The 24,321-nt window shown below is 62.9% G+C and carries 20 protein-coding genes and 1 tRNA gene; 10 read left to right on the top strand and 11 right to left on the bottom strand.

All coding sequences use genetic code 11. The annotated features are described in order from the left end of the window. Window positions 1-4: 4 nt before the first annotated feature. Entirely contained in the window at window positions 5-703 is a 699-nt protein-coding gene (locus tag CWS72_RS14985) for an alpha/beta fold hydrolase (protein WP_206747701.1), read from the top strand. 63 nt (window positions 704-766) lie between these two features. Here CWS72_RS14985 and CWS72_RS14980 read toward each other — a convergent pair whose 3' ends face one another. Continuing rightward, window positions 767-1,528: a DUF2076 domain-containing protein gene (locus CWS72_RS14980; protein ID WP_101251425.1), complete on the bottom strand. Its 762-nt coding sequence runs from the start codon at window positions 1,526-1,528 to the stop codon at window positions 767-769. A 105-nt stretch (window positions 1,529-1,633) separates the two neighbouring features. Beyond that, window positions 1,634-1,960: a hypothetical protein gene (locus tag CWS72_RS14975; protein WP_146002764.1), complete on the bottom strand. Its 327-nt coding sequence runs from the start codon at window positions 1,958-1,960 to the stop codon at window positions 1,634-1,636. Between the two features lie 783 nt (window positions 1,961-2,743). Here CWS72_RS14975 and modA point away from each other — a divergent pair. Beyond that, a complete protein-coding gene (gene modA / locus CWS72_RS14970; RefSeq protein WP_101251423.1) occupies window positions 2,744-3,514 on the top strand; it encodes a molybdate ABC transporter substrate-binding protein in 771 nt (256 codons plus the stop codon). 90 nt (window positions 3,515-3,604) lie between these two features. Here the strand turns inward: modA and CWS72_RS14965 are convergent. The 3 genes from CWS72_RS14965 to CWS72_RS14955 all read right to left on the bottom strand — a co-directional run bounded on the left by CWS72_RS14965 (window position 3,605) and on the right by CWS72_RS14955 (window position 6,564). Continuing rightward, window positions 3,605-3,679, bottom strand: a tRNA-Gln gene (locus tag CWS72_RS14965). An 83-nt stretch (window positions 3,680-3,762) separates the two neighbouring features. Further along, on the bottom strand, window positions 3,763-5,484 hold the full coding sequence (locus tag CWS72_RS14960) for a sensor histidine kinase (RefSeq protein WP_101251422.1): 1,722 nt from the start codon (window positions 5,482-5,484) through the stop codon (window positions 3,763-3,765). A gap of 3 nt (window positions 5,485-5,487) precedes the next feature. Next, entirely contained in the window at window positions 5,488-6,564 is a 1,077-nt protein-coding gene (locus CWS72_RS14955) for a response regulator (RefSeq protein WP_101251421.1), read from the bottom strand. Window positions 6,565-6,768: 204 nt separating this feature from the next. Between CWS72_RS14955 and CWS72_RS14950 the strand changes: the two genes are divergently transcribed. Both CWS72_RS14950 and CWS72_RS14945 read left to right on the top strand, forming a co-directional pair. Beyond that, on the top strand, window positions 6,769-7,812 hold the full coding sequence (locus CWS72_RS14950) for a hypothetical protein (RefSeq protein WP_146002763.1): 1,044 nt from the start codon (window positions 6,769-6,771) through the stop codon (window positions 7,810-7,812). A gap of 59 nt (window positions 7,813-7,871) precedes the next feature. Beyond that, window positions 7,872-9,251 (top strand): alpha/beta hydrolase family protein, encoded by a 1,380-nt coding sequence (locus CWS72_RS14945; RefSeq protein WP_146002762.1) that lies wholly within the window; start codon window positions 7,872-7,874, stop codon window positions 9,249-9,251. Window positions 9,252-9,466: 215 nt separating this feature from the next. On the opposite strand, the gene CWS72_RS14940 is transcribed toward CWS72_RS14945, so the two are convergent. The 4 genes from CWS72_RS14940 to CWS72_RS14925 all read right to left on the bottom strand — a co-directional run bounded on the left by CWS72_RS14940 (window position 9,467) and on the right by CWS72_RS14925 (window position 16,607). Then, on the bottom strand, window positions 9,467-11,794 hold the full coding sequence (locus tag CWS72_RS14940; RefSeq protein WP_101251457.1) for an NADP-dependent malic enzyme: 2,328 nt from the start codon (window positions 11,792-11,794) through the stop codon (window positions 9,467-9,469). Window positions 11,795-12,246: 452 nt separating this feature from the next. Continuing rightward, complete coding sequence (locus CWS72_RS14935) at window positions 12,247-13,152, bottom strand: 4-(cytidine 5'-diphospho)-2-C-methyl-D-erythritol kinase (RefSeq protein ID WP_101251418.1); 906 nt, start codon at window positions 13,150-13,152, stop codon at window positions 12,247-12,249. Beyond that, a complete protein-coding gene (locus tag CWS72_RS14930) occupies window positions 13,149-14,918 on the bottom strand; it encodes a tetratricopeptide repeat protein (RefSeq protein WP_101251417.1) in 1,770 nt (589 codons plus the stop codon). The genes CWS72_RS14935 and CWS72_RS14930 overlap by 4 nt, the downstream gene beginning before the upstream one ends. 42 nt (window positions 14,919-14,960) lie before the next feature. After that, window positions 14,961-16,607, bottom strand: a complete 1,647-nt coding sequence (locus tag CWS72_RS14925) for an electron transfer flavoprotein-ubiquinone oxidoreductase (protein ID WP_101251456.1) — start codon at window positions 16,605-16,607, stop codon at window positions 14,961-14,963. 145 nt (window positions 16,608-16,752) lie between these two features. Here CWS72_RS14925 and CWS72_RS14920 point away from each other — a divergent pair, with 145 nt between their 5' ends. From CWS72_RS14920 to moaB, 3 genes are all read left to right on the top strand, one after another. Then, window positions 16,753-17,580, top strand: coding sequence for a uracil-DNA glycosylase (locus CWS72_RS14920; RefSeq protein ID WP_241911738.1), 828 nt, complete (start codon window positions 16,753-16,755; stop codon window positions 17,578-17,580). Between the two features lie 154 nt (window positions 17,581-17,734). Continuing rightward, window positions 17,735-19,561 carry a lytic transglycosylase domain-containing protein gene (locus tag CWS72_RS14915; RefSeq protein WP_241911737.1) on the top strand — a complete coding sequence of 609 codons (1,827 nt, stop codon included), beginning with the start codon at window positions 17,735-17,737 and terminating at the stop codon, window positions 19,559-19,561. Continuing rightward, complete coding sequence (moaB, locus tag CWS72_RS14910) at window positions 19,548-20,093, top strand: molybdenum cofactor biosynthesis protein B (protein WP_101251416.1); 546 nt, start codon at window positions 19,548-19,550, stop codon at window positions 20,091-20,093. Before CWS72_RS14915 ends, moaB begins: the two co-directional genes overlap by 14 nt. 50 nt (window positions 20,094-20,143) lie before the next feature. On the opposite strand, the gene CWS72_RS27825 is transcribed toward moaB, so the two are convergent. Further along, window positions 20,144-20,302, bottom strand: a complete 159-nt coding sequence (locus CWS72_RS27825; RefSeq protein WP_158240666.1) for a hypothetical protein — start codon at window positions 20,300-20,302, stop codon at window positions 20,144-20,146. 230 nt (window positions 20,303-20,532) lie between these two features. On the opposite strand from CWS72_RS27825, the gene CWS72_RS14905 reads away from it, so the two are divergent. Beyond that, on the top strand, window positions 20,533-21,600 hold the full coding sequence (locus tag CWS72_RS14905) for a PA0069 family radical SAM protein (RefSeq protein ID WP_199175699.1): 1,068 nt from the start codon (window positions 20,533-20,535) through the stop codon (window positions 21,598-21,600). Window positions 21,601-21,611: 11 nt separating this feature from the next. Here the strand turns inward: CWS72_RS14905 and CWS72_RS14900 are convergent, their stop codons facing one another. Continuing rightward, window positions 21,612-22,295, bottom strand: coding sequence for a DUF6901 family protein (locus tag CWS72_RS14900; RefSeq protein ID WP_101251414.1), 684 nt, complete (start codon window positions 22,293-22,295; stop codon window positions 21,612-21,614). 158 nt (window positions 22,296-22,453) lie between these two features. Here CWS72_RS14900 and CWS72_RS14895 point away from each other — a divergent pair, with 158 nt between their 5' ends. Next, window positions 22,454-23,068: a ribonuclease HII gene (locus CWS72_RS14895; protein WP_101251413.1), complete on the top strand. Its 615-nt coding sequence runs from the start codon at window positions 22,454-22,456 to the stop codon at window positions 23,066-23,068. 51 nt (window positions 23,069-23,119) lie between these two features. Further along, a complete protein-coding gene (locus CWS72_RS14890; protein WP_101251412.1) occupies window positions 23,120-24,217 on the top strand; it encodes a site-specific DNA-methyltransferase in 1,098 nt (365 codons plus the stop codon). The last annotated feature ends 104 nt before the right edge of the window (window positions 24,218-24,321 follow it).

Here is a 24,321-nt window from a genome sequence, read left to right as displayed (position 1 = left end):
AGGCGTGGCGATCCTTGGGCTGCTGTTGTCAGCCTTCTGTACCCCCATTGGACCCGCCCAGGCCCAATCCACGCCCTCCCTGCCCAAGGGAACGCTGGTCGAATACAGGACTCCGAACGCCACCGACCGCGACTTGGCGGTCATTCTGTCGGGTGACGGCGGTTGGGCCGATCTCGATAAGCAACTGGGAACTCTGCTGGCCGGCCGCGGCATCAGCGTGCTCGGCTTCGACTGCATGAAATATTTCTGGGACACGCGCAGCCCGGAGGAAACGGCCCGCGACGTCAACGCGACCCTCGCCGCCTATTTGAAGGCGTGGGACAAGGACCGGGTAATTCTGATCGGGTTTTCCTTCGGCGCCGCCGTCCTGCCCTTCGTCCTGTCGCGCATGCCCGATCCGCTGAGGACGAAAGTGGCACTGGCCACCATGCTCGGCTCGAACACCTACGCCAATTGGGAAATCCACTGGGGTGACTGGCTGCACGATCAGCCGCACAAAAGCGCCCTGCCCGTCCCCCCCGAACTGGCCAAGCTGTCGGGCGTCAGACTTCTTTGCGTCTATGGCTCGGAAGAGACCAAGAGCTCCGTGTGCCCCGGTCTGAACAGCCGGGACGTCGAGGTTCTGCAGCTGCCGGGCGGCCATCATTTCGACGGCGATTACAACAAGCTGGCCGACCAGATCCTGCGGCGCCTACCGAAATAGGCCCACCTCCGCCCGATCGATGATCGACCGGTGCCGGCGGTACCGGCACCGGTCAAGCTTCAATCAAACGTCGGAGGTGTCGTCGAAGCCACCGTCGAAACCAGCTCCCGCATCGTCAACGGAGGTGTCCTGGTAGGAAGCGTCCTGATAGGAGGCATCCTCCGTCGCGCCGCGCCCACCGGCCTGGTCGCCGTAATAATTGTTGGTCACGTTCTCGACGATTTCCGTGGGACCGCCGCCCCAGGGGCTGCCGCCGGCCAGACCGCCGCCGAAGCCGCCGCCGAGACCACCACCGAAACGGTGTCCACCGAACATCGAACTCAGACCCTCGGCGATCAGCGTACCGCCGGCGACGCCGGCCGCCATGGTCGCCGCGTTACGCAGGAAGCCTCCGGCAGCCGACGGCTGCTGCTGCGGCTGGCCCCACGGACCGGACGGCTGCGGCGCATAAGCGGGAGCCTGCTGGGCGTAGCCCGGCCCGGCGGCGGGAACGGCGGCGGGGGCATATGCCGCCTGCGGACCGGACCGGGGGACGGAACCGCCGCCCCAGGGGCCGGCGCCACTCAAAAAGCCGCCTGTCGGGGCGCCCGCCGCGGCGGCGCGCGTCTCGTCCAATTGCCGCTGCAACTCATTGATGCGCGCGGTCGCCTGATTGAGACCCATTTCCTGGACGATCACCGCCTGCACGAGACCATAGGCGGCGTCTGGAACACGCGGCATCTGGTCTTGGATCATCCTCTCGGCCTCGGCGTCCTTCTGGCCCACACCCGACCGGGCCAGGCGGTCGAAGACACCTTGAATCAGATCCCTCTCCTGAGGAGTCATCCGTTCTCTCCTGACTTCACAAAAACAGAAACGCGCCCTCAGGCGTCGTTTCCCCGCCGGGGAAAATTCCGGGTCGAGAAAGATTTAGCCGTCAAGGATGGCAAATCAAGGGCGCCGCGTACCCAGAAAGAGACGACGTCCGAGGAAAACGAAAATCAGCCCCAGCAACACGACGGACACCCAACCGGCCCACCGCGCGTCCCAGTCCCCCTTGAAGCAATGCATGCCGATGATGACGACGAAAGAGGAAACGCCGATCGCGGCGAAAAGCATGCTGAGACGGGGCCTGTCCTGGTAGCACCAAGCGACGCCAGCGAGCGCCGCGCCGCTCACCAGGAGAAGGGCGATATGAATGCCGTGCCCCTCCTCGATCTCGGTTCCGAGGATCAAGGCGGCCAGCAGAATTCCCAAACCCCAACGAATCCAACGCAATTGCGCTCACCATCCCTTCGGCTGGGAGAGATAAGGCCGTCCGTTTCCAGAATACGCGAAGGTCGTCCCATTCGCAAAGCGCCGATCGCGCCCGTGGCGGGGCAAAGGGCTATGGCATTCACACATCTCAACTTTGCCGGGGAGACATGCCGTCAATTGCGAGCCTAAAGGCGAAGCAATCCAGCCCTTCCGGTAGGCTGGATTGCTTCGTCGCCCCGCTCCTCGCAATGACGCTTAATATATTGATAATACGTTAAAAATGGAGATGCGTGAATCCGGTCTCGGGATAACCCGCCGGAATCGATCATAAGGAAACACAGATCAGCACAGATGAACGCAGATGAGCACAGATGCGGATCGAAGCGCGACTGGCGGCCGGGGCTTCGAACTCAGATTTCGATTTTGTTAACCTGGCGTCATGGCCGTGCTTGAGTGGTGATCACAACCAAAAAAAACCGTCATTGCCGGGCTTGACCCGGCAATCCATGATTGCAGAGGACCGACCGACGTCATTGGAAGCGGCACGTGGATGCCCGGATCAAGTCTGGGTGTGACGACTTATAATTGATCGGTCGCGCATGAATTTTTCCATTTGTTAAGGGCAAAATCCGTGCCGGACAGCCGGGTGTCAAGGACGGGTATGACGACTCTTGGGAGTGAGCCGGCGAACGAAATTGTCGGCACCAACCGTTTGTTAACCTGGATTCGCGGCCCCGGGCACGCGGCGCTTTACGTGGCGTGCCTTTCGATATCCTATATCCGGGCAACCATAAGAGGTGGAAAATGCCGGGCTTTCATGGGCGGACGTTGTTGCTGATCGCGATGCTGGGTTGGATGCTGCCGGCGCGACCCGCCAGCGCCGAGGTGGTGGTCTACGCTCCCGGCGCCATGGAAGAGCCCCTGACGCGGATCGCCCAGGCGGCCGGCGAGGCGGGCGTCCCCTTCACGCTGGTCATCGGCCACAGTCCCGCCCAGGCCCGGCAGATCGTCGACGGCGCCCCGGCCGATATCTTCATTTCGGCCGATCCCCAGTGGATGGATTTCCTGAACGGGAAAAAAATGTTGAGCGAAACCCCCATCGTTCGCCTGGCCTCGACAAGCCTCGTCCTGGTGGCTCCTGCCGACAGCGGCTTCAGCTTCGGCGGAGCGCCGGGCGAGTCCCTGGCCGCCCAACTGGGCGACGGCAAACTGGCGATCGCCGACCCCGACATGGTCCCCGCCGGACGCTTCGCCCGCGCCGCGCTGGAAAAGACGGGACAGTGGGCGGCCCTCCAGGGGAAAATCGCCATGCTGCCCCATGTCCGGGCCGTCGCCCTGATGGTCGAAAGACGGGAAGTCCCCGCCGGCATCGGCTTCGCCAGCGACGTGGCAAGAGACGGCAAGCTGAAAATCATCCTGCAATTCCCGGCCGAAATCTCGCCGGTGCTCGATTTTCCCCTGGCCGTCGTCGCCGGCCATCAGCGCCCCGAAGTGGCCGCCGTCGCAGCCTTCGTCGCCGGCGCGGCCGGCCGCGCCGTCTTCAAGGACTATGGGTTCTCCGAACCGTCACATTGAGAACATAAGGGCGGAATCCCCATCGCCTGGACGGGCCGCTTCTGAATTCTGCAAGCCTGAAATTCTCCGCCGCCGAGAATCCGGCGTGAGTGGCTGGGGCGGGAGGGATCGAACCTCCGAATGACGGGATCAAAACCCGCTGCCTTACCGCTTGGCTACGCCCCAACAAGGAGAGGGCGGCACCATATGATAAGCGGCGGGCGGATGCAACTTGGTTTCACATCGGGAAGCCCACCGCCGGCACGCGGTCAAACGATGGGCAGGCGGACCGTGAAGGTCGAACCGGCGCCCAGCTGGCTGGCCACCGAGATGCCGCCGCCGTGCAGATCGACGATATAGCGCGCCAGGGTCAGGCCAATGCCGGTGCCGGCGATGGACCCGACGTTATTGGCGCGGAAAAAGCGTTCGAAGATATGGGCCTGGTCCTCCGGCGCGATGCCCACCCCGAAATCCTCCACCGCGAAGACGGCGGCATTGCCCTCGGTGCGGCCCAAGACCATCACCTGATAAGGCTTGCGCGAATATTTAACGGCATTCGACAGCAGATTGACGATCACCTGATCGATAAGATTGGCGTCGCACAGCACGGTCGCCGGCAACTGCTCAACATCAAGCTCGAACAGGCGGTCGGGCGCGATTTCCCGCATGCGCTCGCAAGCGTCGCGCAACAGCCCGGCGAGATCGCAAGGCACCCGGTTCACCTGGATCTTCCCGGCCTCGGCGCTGGCCGCGCCCAGCATCACCTCCATCAGGCCGATCATACGCCGGACCGTCCGCCTTATGCGTGTCACCCGCTGCGACACCTCGTCGCGGCCCATCGGTGGACGGCCCGCGAGTTCCAAAAGCTGCGCGTTGATATCGATGATCGACAAAGGCGTGCGGAACTGGTGCGAGGCCATGGAAACGAAACTGCGCTGGATGGTGGCCAATTCACGCTCCCGGGCGAGTTCATTGGCGAGAATGCCTTCCGCCTGCTTGAAGACGGTGATGTCGCTCCAGCATAGAACCAGCCCCCCGTCTCCCGTTCTCTCGCTGCTGACGTGCAGCCAGACATCGTCCGGCAGGCGGACCACGCGGTCGAGGGCGGGAAGATCGCCGTCCGCCGCGACCTCGCCCAGCCAGGAGGCGTCGAGCCCGAAACGGTCCGGTGCCAGGCCAAACAGGCTTGTCATGGCCGCCCCCGCCCGCGCGTGGTCGGCGGCGTCGGGAAAGAAGGCGCAGAAACACTGGTTGACGGCGATCAGCCGGCGCTCGCCGTCGAAAAGGGCGAAGGCGTCGCTCGCCACGTGAAAAGCCGAGGCGATCCGCGCTTCCGAACGCAAGAGGTCGGCCTGAAGGCGCTCGCTCACCAGTTGGATCATGAACATGGTGAGCGCCACCGCAAAAAAAATCTGTTCAAGCGCCGAAAAGGTGACGAGCTGGCTCGGCCCCCGATAATCGACGGCGGGATCCCAGAAGAGTGTCGCCAGCCCCCTGCCCGCCTCGACCGATCCATGCAGCAGCAGCAACGCCGCCAGAGAACGCCGCGTCTTGAGGCCGCCGCCGGACCGACGGATCAGGACGACGAAGGCGCTCCAATGGAGAAAAGCGTCGAACAGGCCGGCGAGTTCGGCGCGGACCGGGGTCGAGGGCTCGATCAGCAGGAAATAGAAGAACGGAAGCAGGAAAGCGGTCGCCAAGGCGATATGCCAGAACCAAAGGGGGCGCCGTCCCGCCAGCATCAGAACGCCGTTCAGCGACAGCACGCTGCCGACGACGATACCAAGATTGCCAAGCCCGATCGCCGGAACCGCCGGCAGAACCTGCCGCAGCCCGCTCAGCAGCATCGCCCCCGCCAACAGGGGAAGGCCGATCCTGATCTCGCGCATCCCCGCATAGCGCCGCTCTCCGCGCCAGGCGATCAGGACGACGATTGCCACGAAAACGGCGATCATCGCCAGCACGATCATCAGGGTCTGCGTATCGAGCATGAATCAGGAGCGATCCGCGAGAGCGGCGGGAACCGCGGAGCGGGCCGCCAACCCCGAGAGGACCAGCGCGACCAGTTCGCTCTGCCGGGTCGTGTCGGTCTTCACGAAGATCGACTTCAGATGATGGTGGACCGTGTTCCGGCTGATCCGCTGGGCGTGCGCGACTTCGCCCACCGACAGTCCCAGGGTCAGATTGGCGACGATCCTGGCTTCCGTCCGCGTGAAGCCGTAGAGGGCGCACAACGCGGCCTCGGACGGTCGGCACCGAAATTCGGGATCGGACAGAAAAAGCGCCGCCAGGGCGGCGCAGTCCGGCCCAAGATCAAGCCCGGCGTCAAGGCGGCAGGCACGCGCCTCATAGGCCCGCCGTCCCGAGGGACGCGGCAGGACCAGCGGGCGCGGCTCCACCCCGTCGACGGGGGAAAGCACGGCGGAAAGCAGCGCCTGGATACGCCGGCTGTCCTCGCCTCTGGTCCCCGTCAGTACCCCATTGCGCAGGGAAAGCCCATCCTCCTGCGCAAGGAGACGCCTGGCGACCCGGTTGATGAAGATGACCTGTCGGGCTTCGTTGAACAGCAAAACCGCGTCGGACAGATGATGGAGCACATCGGCGGCCGAGAGAAACGAAAGCTGACTCCGCTCGGAAAGCGCCGACAGAAACTGGTCGCGCTGCCGCTCCAGGTCGGAACGGCGCGAGATTTCCCATCGTTCGACCTGCTCCAGCCGCTTGGCGATCACCGCGACGAGAAGTTCGAGATCGATGGGCTTGACCAGATAGTCGTCGGCCCCGAGCTGATGCCCGGCAAGGATGCTCTGACGATCCGCGAACGCCGTCAGGAACAGGAACGGCAGACGGGACAGATCCGGGCGCTCGCGCCGCAGCCGCTCCAGCACCTTGTCGCCGCGCAATCCCGGAAGGCCGATGTCGCACAGGACGAGATCCGGCCGGAGGGAAAGGATGGCGTCGTAACCGGTATCGCCGTCCTCGGCCTCGGAGACGTCGAAGCCCGCATGGCGCAGGCCGGTGGCGAGCCCCGAACGCAATTCCCACTCGTCTTCGATGACGAGGATCAGCGACATCAGTCCCTCCCTTCCTTCAGCCCCCGCCGTTCCATACCGTGCCGCCCGGACAGGCGCATCCCACAATCATGGGATGTGGGAATGAAAATTATAATCTATTAGAGATTTATCGAAAACGCCGGATGGCCTGTCTTTCCGACACCCGTTTTGCGCGATCGACGGGCCACGATTGCGTGGCATTCCGCAATGTTCGGAGGAATGAAGATGGTATCCACGACAAATGGATCAAGCTATCCCCTCGGCTTCACGCCGGGGTCCAACATGGATCAGAAGGGCTTCTTCGTGGAGGCCCTGGTCGGCCCCGCCCCCGATGGGGGGGCCGACGATGCCCAACCCAAAGCGCTACAGGTCGACACCGGGTCTTGCGGCATCGCCATCGGGAGTCAGTTTCTGTCGAGCTATTACCGGAACAAGATCCAAACCCAGGGCGATCCCGCCCTGCTCGTCACCTACCTGCCCAGCCAAAACCAGATCTGGGGATGGTGGGCGGACCTGCCGGTACGCCTTTTCGGTTCGGAGGCTCCCAAGTCGAAATACGATCCCGCTGATTATCCCCAGACGACCGTCAAGGTCATGGTGGCCTCCTACATGCTCCTCCATGGCAAGACGCGGCAGCCCTTCGACGGCGGCATGATGGGCATCGGATTCCATGCCGACCAGGCGACGGTCAGGGCCGCCAATCCGCTGTTTTCCCTTACCGTCAACAACCAGCCTTTGAGCGCCGGCTACGTGCTGACACCGCAAGGGATCGATATCGGTCTGAACAGCCGGAATATTGCAGGCTTCGAGTTCGTCGGCCTTCCCCCCAAGGGCTCCCTCTCCGAAGACCCCGACAGCGTCATTTACGAAGGTCCCAACGCCACCCTGACCATATCTTACCAGGGCACCACCACCGGACCGATCACCTGCGATCTGCTGATGGATACCGGCGTTCCACGGCCGATGCTGTTCACCGAAAGCGCCAATATTCCGGCCAGCCTGTGGCAGCCCGATCCCCCGCCAACCCCCGAGACTCAGCCAAACGGCACGTTCCTGCCCGGCGTCAGCTTCGACATCGCGGTGTCGGACGGCGTCTGCGCCTATCGGTTCACGCTGGGACAAGCTTCGCCCTTCACACCACCGGCCTTCATGCTGATGAACCGGGCCGGTGCCGGCAGCAGCCTGAACACCAGCATCCATCTGCTGGGCGGATACGACTATTGCCTGGACTACGACGGGAAACGGATGGGATTTCGCAGCCGCGCCTGAATCAAGTTCGACACGCCGAACTCGGCGAACCCGAACATCCAACCAGAGGGAATAGAGAAATGGCAACGAACCTAACGCCTTACAACCTTCCGCAATCTGTCTTCATGCTGAATCTGGCCTCGAACGCCTTGTTCGACAAAACCGGGGAACCAGACGTCCTGCAAGCAGAACTGGCGGCTTTTCTGGCGGGAACCCCAGGTACTGATCCCTCCGATCAGGGGCCGTTCTACAAATTCATGAACACGCCCAGTCCGAATTATCCCTGCCTCACCCTTCCCCCAGAAAACGCCAGCCAAGGTGACTGGGGCACGGTCTGGGGGCCGGTCGTCTTCCAGGCCAAGAATAATCAGGGCGCCACCAACACCATGTTTGTCGCGCAAAGCCCGTCATTGAAGATCTATGTGGTGGCCATCGCCGGCACCAATCCTGCGGGATGGACGGGGGCAACCCTCGAAGATCTGGATGTCGCGCCGGCCGACATGAAGGCTTGGCCTCCGACGGCGAATCTCACCCCGACTCCCAACCAACTGGTCTGGAACGGTTTTTCCTCGGCCCCATCGCCATCGACACCGGCCATCGACGCGGGAACGGCCGATGGCATATCCAATCTCTACACGATGCAGGATCCGAACAGCGGGCAAACCCTGGTACAGTTCCTGAATTCCAAATCCGTAACCCAGACAGGCCAGACGCTCGTCTTCACCGGCCACAGCCTCGGCGGGGCCCTTGCTCCCACCTTGGCGATGCTGCTCTACCCGCAGGCGGCGCAATCGCCAACCCCATCCGACAAAAATGCCCCCAACCCGGAAGCCAGCGGATGGGCCAACGTCTATATTCTCGCATCGGCGGGACCTACACCGGGCACACCGGGATTCGCCGGCCTGTTCTTCACTCCGCCCGCATCGCAACAGGTCGGCCCCTACACTCCGGCCCCGACGAGCGCGCAGCCCTGCGATTATTGCGACTGGACATTCGGATACTGGAACATGAACTACGCCAATACCTATGACGTGGTGCCAAGGGCGTGGTGGGGATTGGCCGGTTTGATCGAACAGCCGACCGGTTCGGACGTCAACTATCCTTCCTTTTTTGCCGGCGGCGCCGAACTCGCACCCAAGATGGGAAAGCTGGATCTGGACCCGGCCGGACCGGACGCCTATGCGCTCATGAACGACATGATGAGCAAATCCGGCTATGACGGCGGCAGCACCGCGTACTACACCCCTTGCCTGATGCAATCACCTTTCTACGGAAAGTGGGGCAGTTGGGGAACGGATGCGACCCAATATCCGCCAGCCTGGACCCCCGCGACGCCACCGACCTTGATCACTTATTTCGCGGACCTGATACCCTGGGTCCTCAACGCGCATCTTGGGCAGTATTCATACGCGCTGCTCGGCTATCCCAGCCCGACCATCGACGAGACGAGCGCGACATGACATGACGCAATCACGCTCTTGAGCCTTAAGACCAAGTCTCGATGAGGGCCCGCGCCATCGTTGGCGCGAAGCCAAGGGATACGGATGTATCCCACCCGGCGATTGAGGGCTCGGTGATCGGTTCCGATCACCGAGAGTTGGGATAAGGGTATCAAGGGGCATGGGAACAGTCGCGGCGATGGCTTGCCCATCGCCGCGACCGACAAACAGGACCCTCAGACCGACTGGGCTTCCACGACCGAGACCGCCGTGACGTTCAACAGGCCGCGCGCCGTGATGAAGCGGGTGACGATATGCACCGGCTTGGCCGCCCCCAGCAGGATGGGGCCGACGGTGCGCCCCTCGCCCACCGCCTGCAGCAGGTTGAAGGCGATGTTGGCGGCGTCCAGCGTCGGCATGATCAACAAATTGGCGTTGCCCTTGAGCCGGGTGTCGGGCAGCACCTTGTTGCGCACCATCTGGGACAGCGCCATGTCGGCATGCATCTCGCCGTCGACTTCGAGATTGGGCGCCAGATGACTGATGATTTCCAGGGCGGCCCGCATCTTGCGGGCGCTGGGCGTGTCGGCGCTGCCGAAGTTGGAGTGGGACAACAGCGCGACCTTGGGCTCGATCCCGAACAGTCGCACCTTTTCGGCGGCCATCACGGCGATCTCGGCGATCTGCTCGGCCGTGGGATCGGCATTCACCTGGGTGTCGCACAGGAAGAACGTGCTCTTGTCGAGAATCATCAGATTCATCGTCGCCGCGATGGTGGCGTCGGCCCGCAATCCGATGACGTCCATGACGTCGCCGAAATGGCTGGCGAAGGGCTTTTCCATCCCGCAGACCATGGCGTCGGCGTCCCCGCGGCTCAGCATCGTGGCTGCGAAAACCGTGGCGTTGCTCCGCATGACCAGCCCGGCGTAGTCCGGCCGCACGCCATGGCGGCCCATCAGGTCATGATAGGACTTGGCGTAAGCGTCGAAACGGGAATCGCTCTCGGCTTCGACGGCGTCGAAATGCCGCCCGGCAACCAGACGCAATCCCAGCCGGTCGATCTTCTCGGCGATGATTCCGGCGCGCCCGATCAGGATCGGCCGGGCCAGCCCCTCGTCGACGGCCACCTGGGCGACACGCAGCACCCTCTCGTCCTCGCCCTCGGCATAGACGACACGCTTCGGCTGCTGCTGCGCCTTGCGGAAGACCGGCTTCATCACCAGGCTGGAACGGAAGACATATTGTTCGAGCTGCTGCCGATAGGCCTTCAGATCGGCGATCGGCCGCGTCGCCACGCCCGAATCCATCGCCGCCTTGGCCACCGCCTCGGCGATCTCGACGATCAGGCGCGGATCGAACGGCTTGGGCAGAATGTAATCGGGACCGAAGCGCAGCTTCGCCGCATCGCCATAGGCCGCCACCACCACGTCGGAGGGCTCGGCGCGGGCCATCTCGGCGATGGCCTTCAGACAGGCCAGCTGCATTTCCTCGTTGATCGTCGTCGCCCCGACGTCGAGCGCCGCGCGAAAGATGAAGGGGAAGCACAGCAGGTTATTGACCTGATTGGGATAATCGGACCGCCCGGTGGCGATGATGGCATCGGGCCTGGCGGCGCGGGCCTCCTCGGGAGTGATTTCGGGATCGGGGTTGGCCAGGGCGAGAATGAACGGGCTGTCGGCCATCCGCTTGACCATGTCCCCGGACAGAAGACCGGGAGCGGACAACCCCAGGAAGACATCGGCGCCGTCGATGACCTCGTCCAAGGTGCGCGCGTTGGTCTTCTGCGCATAGGCCTGCTTGTAGGGGTTCATCTCCTCGGTGCGGCCGTCATAGACGACGCCGACCCGGTCGACCAGCACGACATTGGACCGCGTCAGCCCCATCCCGACCAGCATGTCGAGACAGGCGATGCCGGCGGCCCCGCCGCCGGTGGAAACGACCCGCACGTCCTCGATCTTCTTGCCGACCAGATGGAGACCGTTCAGCACGGCGGCCCCGACCACGATCGCCGTACCATGCTGATCGTCGTGAAAGACGGGTATCTTCATCCGCTCGCGCAGACGCCGCTCGACCTCGAAACAGGCCGGCGCCGCGATATCTTCGAGATTGATCGCGCCGAAGGTCGGTTCCAGCCGCGCGATGGTATCGACCAGGGCGTCGACGTCCTTTTCATTCACCTCGAGATCGAAGGCGTCGATGCCGGCGAACTTCTTGAAGAGAACCGCCTTGCCTTCCATCACCGGCTTGGCCGCCAGCGGCCCGATGTCGCCCAGTCCCAGAACCGCCGTGCCGTTGGTCACCACGGCCACCATATTGGCCCGTGCCGTCAATTGCGCCGCCCGCTCGGGGTTGGCCGCGATGGCATTGCAGGCGTGCGCCACGCCCGGCGAATAGGCCAGTCCCAGATCCCGCTGCGTCTCCATCGGCTTGGTGGCCACCGTGGCCAGCTTTCCCGGCCGGCCGCGCTGATGATATTCCAGGGCCAGAGCTTCGAGATCGCCCACCGCGTCGCCCAGGCGTTCCGGCCCGGTGCCTTTACCCGAAGAAGAGTGAGAGGCTGTCATGTTCGTCGGTTCCATCAAGGGAATGATGATGGGAAAATAAAATCGCGGACCGGGAACCGCCAATGCAAATTCGGCATAATATGGCCAAGGGCATGCTCCAAACGGTATTAATGTAAATATAAACATAAAATAGCAAATACACGCCAACAAAACAGCGTGAAGAACACAAGAAATATCGAAAATATACGTCTAAAAAAGAACGGGACCCGCGAATGTCCGACGATCCCAACCGGTCACCGTCCCCTCGAACGCCGGGTCGCAGTTGCGGAAATTCCCATTTCCGTCATGCCCGGGCGCGTCCCATGGGCCGTTCGGCACAGTTTGCGCCTCGCCTCTATTTGATACCGGCGAACACGTCAGATCAACGGTTCGCCGGTATGAGTGGCGCGCGCGACCAAGACCGTCATTGCCGGATTTGATCCACAGCCGGGCATGACGGACTTTGACCGTTGCTAGACTTGCGTGCCCCGAATGACGAGCGGTGCAGCGGCCACCCACCAATCGGCATGTCCCAGGGCAAGCTGTCGGGCCGCCTCCTCGGCGCCGGTCCGATCGGCGAAAAGTCCGAAGCAGGTCGCGCCGCTTCCCGACATGCGGGCCAGCAGACAAGAGGGTTGCCCGGCAATGGCGGCAAGAACGTCACCGATCACGGGGAGCAGACGAACCGCCGGCTCGGTAAGGTCATTGCCCCGCTCGGCCAGGGCCGAGGCCAGGGCATGGGCATCGGAGGGCGATCCGACGAGCGGCGCCTGAGCGGAGAAAACCGCTTGCCGGGCCTTGAAAACCGCCGGAGTGGACAGTCCGACACGGGGATTGACCAGCACCAGCCAGGCTGGGGGCAAATTGGGCGCCGCCGCCAGGACTTCGCCGATTCCCGCCATTTGCATGGGCCGTCCGGCGAGGCAAACCGGCAGATCGGCCCCCAGGGACAGGCCGATGCGGGCCAACTCCGTCTCGTCCGGCGATACCCCCCAAAGACGGCAGAGTCCACGCAGGGTCGCCGCGCCATCGGCGGAACCACCGCCAATTCCCGAAGCGACAGGCAGACGCTTGGTCAAGGTAATGGCCGCCTTCGCCGGCACGCCGGCGGCGGCGGCCAGGGCACGGGCGGCTCTCAAGACGATGTTGTCGGGCTCGGCGGCAAGGGAACCGGCATTCGGACCATCGATGGCGAGCGACAAATCGTCGGACGGACCGACTCGGATGAGATCGCCCACTCCGGCAAAGGCCACCAGACTGTCGAGCAGGTGATAGCCGTCGTCGCGACGGCCGGTCACGTGAAGGTAAAGATTGATCTTGGCGGCGGCGAAGCTCTCCACGGCGTCGCCGGCGGGCCGGGAGGAAAGAGACTGCGTCATTTGAACAAGGGCTTCTTGGCCGGGGGCACCACCATCGAATCCTGCGTCCCGCCGGCGCCGAGCTTACGCTCGATGTCCTGCTTCATCTCCGGATCCGGGTCCGAGATCAAAGCACGCTGCCATTGAAACCGGGCTTCTTCCTCGCGTCCCACCTTCCACAAGGCGTCCCCCAGATGATCGTTGATCGCCGCGTCCTCGGGATGCAGCTCGACGGCCCGTTCCAACGTCTCCACCGCCTTGACGTAATCACCGGAACGGAAGAAAGCCCACCCCAGGCTGTCGACGATATAGCCGTCCTTCGGCAACTGGACGACCGCCTTTTCGATCATCACCATGGCCTGGGCGAGATTGACGCCCTGCTCGATCCAGCTATAGCCCAGATAATTGAGCACATGCGGTTCGTCCGGCTGCAACTCGAGAGCCCGCAGGAAATCGCTTTCGGCCCTTGTCCACTGCTTCGAGCGTTCGAGCGCGATGCCGCGTGAATAGTAAACGCCCCATTGTTCCGGCTTTGGCTCCCCAAGCACGGCCAGCGCCCGGTCATAGGCCGCCACCGCTTCCGCCCAACGCTTGTGCCGGCGCAGCACGTCGCCCAGGGTGATCAGCGCTTCCGGCCGATCGGCATGCTGCGCGGCCAGGGTTTCAAGCGTCCGCGTGGCCGCGTCCACATCGTCGAGATCGTCGAAGTTGGCGGCGATGCGCAACTGGGCCGACCAATAGACGGGCGAGGACGGATTGATTTCCTGGAACACCGCGTTGGCGTCGCGCAGACGGCCGAGGCCCTGCAGCAGATCGGCCACCATCACCTGCGCCAGCGGAAAATCCGGATTCAGATCGATGGCCATGCGCGCGAAGATCAGCCCCAGCTCCGAGGCCCGGCCCTGCCGGAGCGAGCCGGCGGTATCGAAGAACGCCTCGGCCAGACCGCTCGCGGCCGAATCGACCACCCGTTCATGACCTGAACCGTCGCCGATCATGCTGCTTTCGGGATGTTCCTGCCGGTAATAGGCCATGATTTCGTCGGCTTTTCCCGGCTGTCCGATCCGCCGGTAGAACGCCATCGCCGCCTCGGCGGTGCGCAAGGTGGCGCCGCCATTGCCGGCCAACGTGCTTCGGTAATATTCCTCCGCCGCCTTCCGGCGGTCGGCCAGATCGTTTATCAGAGCCGCATGAAAATCGTGCAGGGCCGCGTAATTGCTGTTCTGCGCCAGGGGGGCGATGGTTTCGAGGGCGGCATCAAAATTCCCCTGACCGACTTTCGCCCAGCCGATCACCAGCGGCATCATGAAGGTGTTCAAGCCGCGCCGCGGCAACCCGGAGACGGTCGCCTCGACGGCTTTCCAATCCCCATCCTTGCCCTGTTGTTCGGCCACCATGAGCGCGGCCACCGAGGCTTCCCCGTCATAGGTCAGAAGCCGCTGGGCAATCGCCGCCGAGGCCTTCAACTGGCCGGCGGCGGCCATGGAAAGATAGGCCCGCTGCAGGATCTCGATATTTTCGGGATCCTGCTCGAGAGCCCTTTGCAGATATCTGGAAGCGGCGGCCAGATCGTTCTGGTCCTGGGCGAAACGGCCGGCGAGATAATTCCCCGCCCCCGAACCGCCGGCCGGCATCGGTCGGCCGATCAGGGCGCTGTCGGACGGCAGGGAAGTCGGGCCATCCGAGCGCAAGCCGTTGCCGCAGGCGGGCAGCGAGGCGATCAGGAGAGTGGCGAATAGCCCCCGAGCACCGAGAGCGAGGCGAACCGCCGACCCACGCATCACCATATTACCATCCTCACGCAGCCCGCCCGGGCCGCCGCCACACGATTACATGTTCGGATAATTTGGACCACCGCCCCCCTCCGGGACCACCCAATTGATGTTCTGGGTAGGATCCTTGATATCGCATGATTTGCAATGAACGCAATTGGAGGCGTTGATCTGAAGACGGGGCGATTGTCCGGCGTCATCTCTTACAATCTCGTAAACGCCGGCCGGACAATAGCGCTGCTCCGGCGCGTCGTACAGGGCAAGATTGACGGTGATGGGAACATTTGGATCCTTGAGCTGCAGATGGACGGGCTGGTCTTCCTCGTGCGCCGCATTGGAAATGAACACCGAAGACAGGCGATCGAAGGTGACCAGGCCGTCCGGCTTCGGATAAACGATCGGGGTCGAGTCGGCAGCCTTGCGCAATTGATCGTGATCGGCATGCACGGGCAATGTCCAGGGCGCCCGCCCCCTGAAGAGATAGGTATCGATCGCCGAATAGGCGAGCCCGGCCCACAACCCCCAATGAAACGCCGGCCGGATGTTGCGGGCCAGATACAGTTCCTCCCAGACCCAGGAAGCCTGAAGACGCGTGGTAAAGGCAGCGATTTCACGCCCGCCGGCGGTGCCTTCGTCGGCCTCCCCCAGGCTGTCGAACACAGCTTCGGCGGCCACCATGCCCGACTTCATGGCCGTATGGATACCCTTGATCTTCGGCGTATTGAGAAAACCCGCCGTGTCGCCGATCAGCAGGCCCCCGGGGAAGGTCAGTTTCGGAATGGATTGCAGACCGCCTTCCGACAAGGCCCTCGCCCCGTAGGCGATGCGCCGCCCGCCATCGAAGGTGGGGCGGATCGCCGGATGGCTTTTGTAGCGCTGCAATTCCTCGAACGGAGAAAGATAGGGGTTCTTGTAATCCAGTCCGACGACGAAGCCGACGGCGACTTGATTGTTCTCCAGATGATAAAGGAAGGATCCGCCATAGGTTTCGCCGTCCAACGGCCAACCGACCGAATGGACCACCAAGCCGGCCTTATGTTTGGCCGGATCGATTTCCCACAGCTCCTTGACGCCGATGCCATAGGTCTGCGGATCGGCCTCCTTGCGCAGGCCATAGCGCTCGAACAGGCTTTTCGTCAGGGACCCCCGGCACCCTTCGGCAAACAGCGTCTGGCGGGCCAGAAGCTCGACGCCCGGCGTATGATTGGCGGTCGGCTGACCATCGCGGCCGATGCCCATGTCGCCGGTGGCGATGCCCCGCACCGCGCCCCGTTCATCGTAAAGGACCTCGACCGCGGCGAATCCCGGGAATATCTCGACACCCAGTTCCTCGGCCTGCGCCCCCAGCCAGCGGACCAGATTGCCGAGGCTGACGATATAGTTGCCGTGGTTATGCATCTGCGGCGGCGTCGGCAGCCGGAACGATTTTGTTTCGGTGAAGAACAGGAAGTGGTCCTCGCCCGCCGGAGTCAGCAGGGGGGCGCCTTTTTCCTTCCAGTCGGGAATAAGTTCATCGAGAGCGCGTGTCTCCAAGACCGCGCCGGAAAGAATATGAGCCCCCAGCTCCGAACCTTTTTCGATGATGCAAACAGACAATTCGCGCCCCCCGGCCAGCGCCAATTGCTTGAGTCTGATCGCCGCGGCGAGCCCGGACGGCCCGGCCCCGACGATCACCACATCGAATTCCATCGATTCTCTTTCCATCGCCATTCTCTTCCAGCCGTTTTCGGCATGATTCGGCTTGTCGGCCGTTCCAATATCCCCTTGTCCCGCCACAGCCTCTATAACATAGCCACCAGGGAGGGCAATCGGCCTTCTGGCGATCCCTCCCTCATGCTAGTGTTGCGCCATGATGCAACCGCAGACATCTTCCGCCATGACGCCCGCCCAGATCCTGCGCTGGTATATCGAGGCCGGCGTGGACGAGGCGACCGGCGAGGAGCCGCTGGATCGCTACGCGCTGGCGCAAATGGCGCCAGCCAGGCCGATTCCGCAGCCACCACCGCCGTCCCGGCCCTCCACGTCCTTTCCGGCCGCGGCAATGCCTGCACGGACGAACAAGGATGGTAACCGGGCCACCGCCGCCCATCTGGCGATGGAGTGCAAAAACCTCGACGAATTGCGCAGCGCCATGGAAGCCTACGACGGCTGTGCCCTGAAACGGACCTGCCAGCGCCTGGTCTTCGCCGACGGCAATCCGCAAGGCCGCGTCATGCTGATCGGCGAGGCGCCGGGGGCGGACGAGGACCGGTTGGGACTGCCCTTCGTCGGAGCCAGCGGAAAACTGCTCGATCGCATGCTGGCCTCCATCGGCTTGGACAGGAACGACGCCTACATCACCAATGTCGTCCCCTGGCGGCCACCGGGGAATCGCAAGCCGGAACCGACCGAAGTGGAACTGTGCCTGCCCTTCATCAGCCGGCATATCGAGCTGGTTTCCCCGGAGATCCTGGTCTTTCTGGGCGGCGCGCCGGCCACCGCGCTGCTCGCCAAGCATGACGCCATCAGCCGTTTGCGGGGGCGCTGGTACGACTATTCCTCCAGCGGGCTGCCCCGCCCGGTCGCGGCGATGCCGACCTATCATCCGGCTTATCTGTTGCGGACCCCGCATGCGAAGCGAGAGGCATGGAGCGATTTTCTATCTATCCGCAAAAAGCTGGACAGCCATACCGAATAAGCATGCCGAACCCCCTCCCCTAACGCATTGAGTTTCCACAAAACTGAGGAAAACTTTAGGGATATTGGCCATCAAGGCTTGCTCCGCCGCTTCGAATCGATTTATAAAGCTGAAGATAACAATCGGCGAAATCGATTACGGAAGAGGAGAGACGATGCTGCGAAGCAGGCTTCTCCAGGCATTCCTGGCCCTGGTTCTAACCTCGGCCACGCACTCAGCGTGGGCCGCCCAGCCCATCCCCGCGGACAGCGATTCCGAAAGCGTGGTGGCCGCCATCAATGGCGCCGCCGGAAAGCTGGGCCGCCAGACGGCCGTTCCTTCGGTCATTTCCGAAAGCGACGCCCAGATCTACCGTTCCGCCTTCGATGCGCAGGACCGTGGTCAATGGGGGGCCGCGGACCGCGAGATCGCCCGGCTGAATGACCCGCTGCTGCTCGGCCATTTGCTGGCGCAGCGTTATCTCGCCGCGACCTATCGTCCCCAGACCGAAGAGCTGAAGGATTGGATGGCGCGCTACGCCGATCTTCCCGAAGCCAACGCCATCTATGATCTCGCCCGGCAGCGCCTGGGCGGCAGCGCCGCGGCCCTAAAGCCGCCGGCACGCAGTGAACGCACCGCCACGGTTTCGACCAGCCGCGACGACGATCCCATGTGGGAGGAGTTCTCGGTAGAGAGCAATCGCGACCTCGCCGCCGCCGACCGCCGACGCCAGCAGGATCTGAAGGAACGCTTCCGGGGCTTGGCGCGTCAGGGAAAATACGACACCGCCCAGGCCCTGATGGAAAGCGCCGAAGCGAAGCGTCTGTTCGATCAAGTCGACCAGGACGAACTGGGGACCGTTCTCTCCATCGCCTATTTCTCGGAAGGCCGCGACGCCGAAGCCCTGCAATGGGCCGCCGCGGCGGCCGAACGCTCCGGCGATGTCCTTCCCGAAGCCCATTGGGTGGCCGGCCTCGCCCTGTGGCGAAGCGGAGCGCACAATTCCGCCGCGGCGCGTCACTTCGAAGCCGTCGGCAACGCCAACGACGTCTCCAACTGGCTCACGTCCGCCGGCGCCTTTTGGGCGGCCCGGGCCAATCTGGCCGCCCATCGTCCCGAACTGGTGAATCACTGGCTGCAGCGCGCCGCGGCTTATCCGCGTACATTCTACGGCCTTCTGGCACGCCGCGCCCTGGGCGAAGACATTCAGTACTCCTGGGAAGCCCGGCCCTTTACCGACCTGGACGGCGACGTTCTGAAGCGGGTTCCGCCGGGCCGCCGGGCCCTGGCCCTGCTGCAAATCGGCGACCCGAGCCGCGCCGAGGACGAGTTGCGCCGCCTGTCCGACGATGCCGGGCCGGCGCTCACCCAGTCCATTCTGACCCTGTCCAACGCCGGCGGCATGCCGTCGCTGGCCGTCAGCCTGGGCGGCCGGATCGAAGCCAGGGACGGCCGTTATCACGACAGCGCCGATTATCCGCTGCCCGATTGGCACCCAAGCAGCGGCTGGTCGATCGACCGGGCCCTGATCCTGGCCATCGCCCGTCAGGAATCCTCGTTCAATCCCAGGGCAAAAAGCCCCGCCGGCGCCGTCGGCCTGATGCAGCTCATGCCCCGCACCGCGCGCTCCATGGGCGCGGGAAAGCTGACCGATCCGCAGGTCAATCTGGAGCTGGGACAGCGCTATGTGCGCCGCCTGCTCGATGACGAAACGATCAAGGGAAACCTGCTTTTCCTGGCCGCGTCCTACAATAGCGGTCCCGGCAACGTGGCCCGCTGGTTGCAGAACGTGCAACATAATGGGGACGCCCTGTTGTTCATGGAAAGCATCCCCGTCCATGAAACCCGCGCCTTCGTCGAACGGGTCATGACCAATTTCTGGGCCTATCGCAACCGCCTTGGACAGACGTCTCCGTCACTCGACGCCATCGCCGCCGGCGATTGGCCGTTGTATGATGGCGCCGAGTCAAAAATTCAGGCGGTCAAGCATGTCAAAAATTGATGGTGAACGGGCCTTTCTTTCAGTCAATATCGCGGTCCTGACAGTTTCCGACAGCCGCACCGAGGCGGATGACACCTCGGGTCACACCCTGGTCGAGCGCATCACCGAAGCCGGACATAAGGTCGTCGACAAGCGGATCATCAAGGACGACAAGGATCTGTTGGTCGCGCAGCTCAAGCGCTGGATCGCCGACCCCAATGTCGACGTGGTGATTTCCACCGGAGGCACCGGCCTCACCGGGCGCGACGTCACGCCGGAGGCCTTTCACGCCGTCTATGAGAAGGAAATCGAAGGCTTCGGCGAATTGTTCCGCCAACTGTCCTTTCCGAAGATCGGCACGTCGACCATCCAAAGCCGCGCGACGGGCGGCCTCGCCCACGGCACTTATCTATTCGCCCTGCCCGGTTCGCCCGGCGCCTGCCGCGACGGCTGGGACGACATCCTGCGCTGGCAGCTCGACAGCCGGCACCGTCCGTGCAATCTGGTCGAACTGATGCCCCGATTGCTGGAACATCTCAAGCCGCACGACTGACATGAAGATGACCGGGGGCATCGTTAAGTCGCCCCCGGCGGCCTCGTCGATCAGCGGCGGATCACCCGCATGAAGGCGTCATACTGCGGCTGACGATCCGCCGCCTCACCGGTATTGCGCATTTCCGCCGACCGTTCGTCGGGCGACGGCGGCTCCTTCTCCGCGTCTTTCCCCGTCTGCCCGCGGTTGGGATCTTTCCGTTCTTCCATACCCCGTGTCCTCCTGTTTTTATGATGGCGATTCCGCCGTTTTTTCCAGTTTATCGAGAGGACTGGAACAATTCCAGATACCCTTTTGGATAGTCCCGCTCATAAAATAATCAATCAAAACGATATTTTCCCCGAATTTTTCGCGCCAAACTTCAACACACACTCAACCATCGATATACTTTCCCCTTTTTGTTCTTGAAATGTTCGTTATTTTCCCCAATTTGGCGGGAATGACCCACGATCCCACATCTCATCGGGGCGCGCTCGCCAATCCCTGCGGCCGTTTCGAACCTCACCAGCGGGAAGCCTTCGACGATGGCTGGTGGCGCGAAGACGACCTCCCCCCCTTGGCGACGACGCTTGAGCAAGACCAAGCGCGGCGGATCATCTCCACCAACGATTCGCCGGATATTCCCTTCGAACAATCGATCAACCCTTATCGTGGCTGCGAGCACGGCTGCGTCTACTGCTATGCGCGGCCCAGCCACGCCTATTTGGGCTTGTCCCCCGGGCTCGATTTCGAAACCAGGCTGTTTGCCAAACCCAACGCCGCCGCCTTGTTGGAAGCGGAACTTCGGCATAAGGGATATCGCTGCCGAACCATCGCCATCGGGACCAATACCGATCCCTATCAACCGGTCGAGCGCCGGCAACGCATCATGCGCTCGATCCTTGAAATATTGCGGGACTTCCGGCACCCCGTCACCATCACCACGAAATCGGCCCTGGTCGTCCGCGATATCGACATCCTGGCGGCAATGGCTGCCGATGGCCTCGCCAGCGTCGCTCTCTCGGTCACCACCTTGGACCGCGACCTGGCCCGCCTCCTCGAACCCCGAGCCGCCATGCCGACGCGTCGCCTGGCGGCCATCCGCGCCTTGGCGAATGCCGGCATTCCCACCGCCGTTTCGGTCGCTCCGGTCATTCCCGGACTGACCGATCACGAATTGGAGCGCCTCCTGGAGGCCGCGGCCGCCCATGGCGCAAAAAGCGCCAGTTGGACGCTGTTGCGCCTTCCCCACGAGACCCGTGAATTGTTCAATCTATGGCTGGAGAAGCATCGCCCGGAACGACGCATCCACGTTCTCAACCTGCTGCGGCAATATCGGCAAGGACGACTGAACGATGCCACCTTCGGCCGGCGGTTCACCGGCGAAGGCACATTGAGCACCCTTCTGGAAAAACGATTCCAGATGGCCATGCGCCGATACGGCCTCATCGGCGGGCAGGCGCGGTTGACGAGAACCGACCTTTTCGCCCCGCCGCCCCGTCCCGGCGACCAGATGACGCTGTTCTGAGGAGGGGTCGGTCAATCGCCGCAAAACATCCGCAATTCGGCAAGTCCCTCGTCGAAATCGACGGCGGCGATCTCGGAAAAGGCATCGAGAAGAATATCGGCGTTGAGAGCCGCATGACGCCTTAGCACCGGCCGCAACCGCACGACCAGATTGGCCGTCACCTGCCGCAACAAGACGTAACGCGCCGCCACCTCGTCAAGATAGCGCCGTTGGACCGGTTCCTTTTCGGCGGCGTTCATATGGAGGCAAAGCAGGTAGGTCGACACGGTCCGGAACAAGGCTTCCCGCCCATCGGAAAACGGAATGAGAAAGCGGACCTGGGGCCGCAGGAACCGAGTGGCCGGACATCCCGACGTGGCGCAAACCACCGCAAGCAGCGAAGCCATGCCCGACTGGAAACTTCCTTTCGACAGGATAACCCGCTGTGGTGTTTCGATTTCGACGACGGCCTTCTCATAAGAGAAGCGCGTGTCGAAGGATCCAATGAACCGGGCCAGGGCCAGGGCCGTCGGACAGTAGATGACGTCCGTCGGGCAGGCGCAGTCCCGACAGGGATGATGATCCAATCTCGCCCAATCCGGCGTGGGCTGCCCAGTTACCGGCAACAATTCGAATGTGATCGCATCAAAATCCAGCCGAACCTCGATTTTCTCGTTGTCCGCGGCAAAGAAGCGATAGATGACATAGTGCTCCATGGTATATCTCGATGAAGCGGTAATCACCCGTTGATTCTGTCATGAATACCACATTATGCGCGATTTTTGCTCTTTTCGTGTTGAAAGCTTCCACTCCCGCACGTAACACGGTAGTGAAAGCAATAACCGACCTTTATCTTGGAGCAGGCGTTTTTTTCATGCATCCCGACTTTTCTCTTGAGCACGCCCTGGATGGGACGATTTGCGGTATCGATGAGGTCGGCCGCGGCCCCCTGGCCGGGCCGGTGGTCGCCGCGGCGGTCATCCTGCCGGACTCGCTTCCCGAACCGTTGCTCCGGCAGCTCAACGATTCGAAGCTTTTATCGGCCAAGAAGCGGGACTATCTGTTCGACATCATCCGGGATTGCGCCCAGGTCGGTCTCGGCGAGGCCGATGTCGGTGAAATCGACAGCATCAATATCCTGCAGGCGACATTTCTGGCCATGCGGCGGGCCTTCGACGCCCTCCTGACGCAGACCTCCGTCGATTGGGCGCTGGTCGACGGCAATCAACGGCCGCCGCTGCCCTGCCGAATTCAATGCGTCGTCAAGGGCGATCGGAAAAGCCTTTCCATCGCCGCGGCATCGGTGATCGCCAAGGTCACCCGCGATCGCCTGATGAGTTCCCTGGCGTTGACCATGCCGGGATATGGCTGGGATCGCAACGCCGGCTACGGAACGGCCGAACATCTGGCGGCGATTCATAACCAGGGGATTACCCCCCATCATCGCCGTAGCTTCGCCCCGATTCGCGATCTTCTGTTAAAAGAATAGGGATTCCAGTGAGTTCTTGACGAGGGCTCATCTTTGACTCAAAGTGCGCCGATGGCCACGCTCAAAACCAACGTGATTCTGCAAGGCGATTGCGTCGCCTCCCTCAACGCGCTGCCGGCGCGATCGGTCGACCTCGTCTTCGCCGATCCGCCATACAACCTTCAGTTGGGCGGCGAACTGCTACGCCCCAACAACAGCCGTGTCGACGGCGTCGATGAGGAATGGGATCGCTTCGGGGACCAGAGCAACCCTTCGGACAGCTTCGCCACCTACGATCGCTTCACCCGCGACTGGCTGTCCGCGGCACGGCGCGTCCTGAAGGACGAAGGCTCTCTGTGGGTGATCGGCAGCTACCACAACATCTATCGGGTCGGCGCGATACTCCAGGATCTCGGCTTTTGGATCCTGAACGACGTGGTATGGACCAAGACCAATCCCATGCCGAATTTTCGCGGCACCCGCTTCACCAACGCCCATGAGACGCTGCTGTGGTGCGTGAAGGCGCCGAACGCACGCTACACCTTCAATTACGAGGCCATGAAAAACCTCAACGACGGCTTGCAGATGCGCAGCGACTGGATGCTGCCGCTGTGTACCGGATCCGAGAGGCTGAAAAGCGACGGCAAGAAGACCCATCCGACGCAAAAGCCGGAGGCGCTGCTCTATCGCATCCTGCTGGCCACCACCAATCCCGGCGACGTGATCCTGGATCCCTTCTTCGGGACCGGCACCACCGGCGCCGTCGCCAAGAAGCTCGGACGGCGCTGGATCGGCCTGGAGCGGGACGAAACCTATATTTCCGCCGCCCGCGCCCGCATCAACGCGGTCCGCGAGGTCATCGACCTCTCGGTGTTGACCACGCCCAACAAACGCAACGAACCGCGCATTCCTTTTGGCACGGTTCTCGAACGCGGCTATCTGGGACCGGGCGATCTTCTGTGGGGCGGCGAGCGCCGCCGCTGGACGGCGAAGATCCGTGCCGACGGAACGCTCATCTCGGCGGACCACAAGGGGTCGATCCATCAGGTCGGCGCCGCCGTCCAGGGAGCGCCGGCCTGCAACGGCTGGACGTTCTGGCATTTCGAACAGAACGGCGAATTCCACACCATCGACCTGTTGCGCCAGAAGATCCGGGCCGAACTGCATTAGAGCGCGTTGCGTTTAGATTGAATCGCGCCGTTAGCCCGAGCGGCGTTTGAGCATTTGAAAAAACGGAGTTTTTTCAGCGTCACGCAAGCCTAGAGCCTCCCCCG

It is taken from the genome of Telmatospirillum siberiense (assembly GCF_002845745.1).
Taxonomy (GTDB): domain Bacteria; phylum Pseudomonadota; class Alphaproteobacteria; order Rhodospirillales; family Magnetospirillaceae; genus Telmatospirillum; species Telmatospirillum siberiense.
This window is presented reverse-complemented; position numbering and strand designations above follow the sequence as displayed.

Coding starts and splice junctions, on each gene's coding strand:
- CWS72_RS14945 (WP_146002762.1), top strand. CDS start 7,872: ATGGCAACGAACCTAACGCCTTACAACCTTCCGCAATCTGTCTTCATG.
- CWS72_RS14950 (WP_146002763.1), top strand. CDS start 6,769: ATGGTATCCACGACAAATGGATCAAGCTATCCCCTCGGCTTCACGCCG.
- CWS72_RS27825 (WP_158240666.1), bottom strand. CDS start 20,302: ATGGAAGAACGGAAAGATCCCAACCGCGGGCAGACGGGGAAAGACGCG.
- CWS72_RS14925 (WP_101251456.1), bottom strand. CDS start 16,607: ATGGAAAGAGAATCGATGGAATTCGATGTGGTGATCGTCGGGGCCGGG.
- CWS72_RS14895 (WP_101251413.1), top strand. CDS start 22,454: ATGCATCCCGACTTTTCTCTTGAGCACGCCCTGGATGGGACGATTTGC.
- CWS72_RS14940 (WP_101251457.1), bottom strand. CDS start 11,794: ATGACAGCCTCTCACTCTTCTTCGGGTAAAGGCACCGGGCCGGAACGC.
- CWS72_RS14960 (WP_101251422.1), bottom strand. CDS start 5,484: ATGCTCGATACGCAGACCCTGATGATCGTGCTGGCGATGATCGCCGTT.
- CWS72_RS14915 (WP_241911737.1), top strand. CDS start 17,735: ATGCTGCGAAGCAGGCTTCTCCAGGCATTCCTGGCCCTGGTTCTAACC.
- CWS72_RS14920 (WP_241911738.1), top strand. CDS start 16,753: ATGATGCAACCGCAGACATCTTCCGCCATGACGCCCGCCCAGATCCTG.
- moaB (WP_101251416.1), top strand. CDS start 19,548: ATGTCAAAAATTGATGGTGAACGGGCCTTTCTTTCAGTCAATATCGCG.
- CWS72_RS14900 (WP_101251414.1), bottom strand. CDS start 22,295: ATGGAGCACTATGTCATCTATCGCTTCTTTGCCGCGGACAACGAGAAA.
- CWS72_RS14935 (WP_101251418.1), bottom strand. CDS start 13,152: ATGACGCAGTCTCTTTCCTCCCGGCCCGCCGGCGACGCCGTGGAGAGC.
- CWS72_RS14955 (WP_101251421.1), bottom strand. CDS start 6,564: ATGTCGCTGATCCTCGTCATCGAAGACGAGTGGGAATTGCGTTCGGGG.
- CWS72_RS14930 (WP_101251417.1), bottom strand. CDS start 14,918: ATGGTGATGCGTGGGTCGGCGGTTCGCCTCGCTCTCGGTGCTCGGGGG.
- modA (WP_101251423.1), top strand. CDS start 2,744: ATGCCGGGCTTTCATGGGCGGACGTTGTTGCTGATCGCGATGCTGGGT.
- CWS72_RS14890 (WP_101251412.1), top strand. CDS start 23,120: ATGGCCACGCTCAAAACCAACGTGATTCTGCAAGGCGATTGCGTCGCC.
- CWS72_RS14980 (WP_101251425.1), bottom strand. CDS start 1,528: ATGACTCCTCAGGAGAGGGATCTGATTCAAGGTGTCTTCGACCGCCTG.
- CWS72_RS14905 (WP_199175699.1), top strand. CDS start 20,533: ATGACCCACGATCCCACATCTCATCGGGGCGCGCTCGCCAATCCCTGC.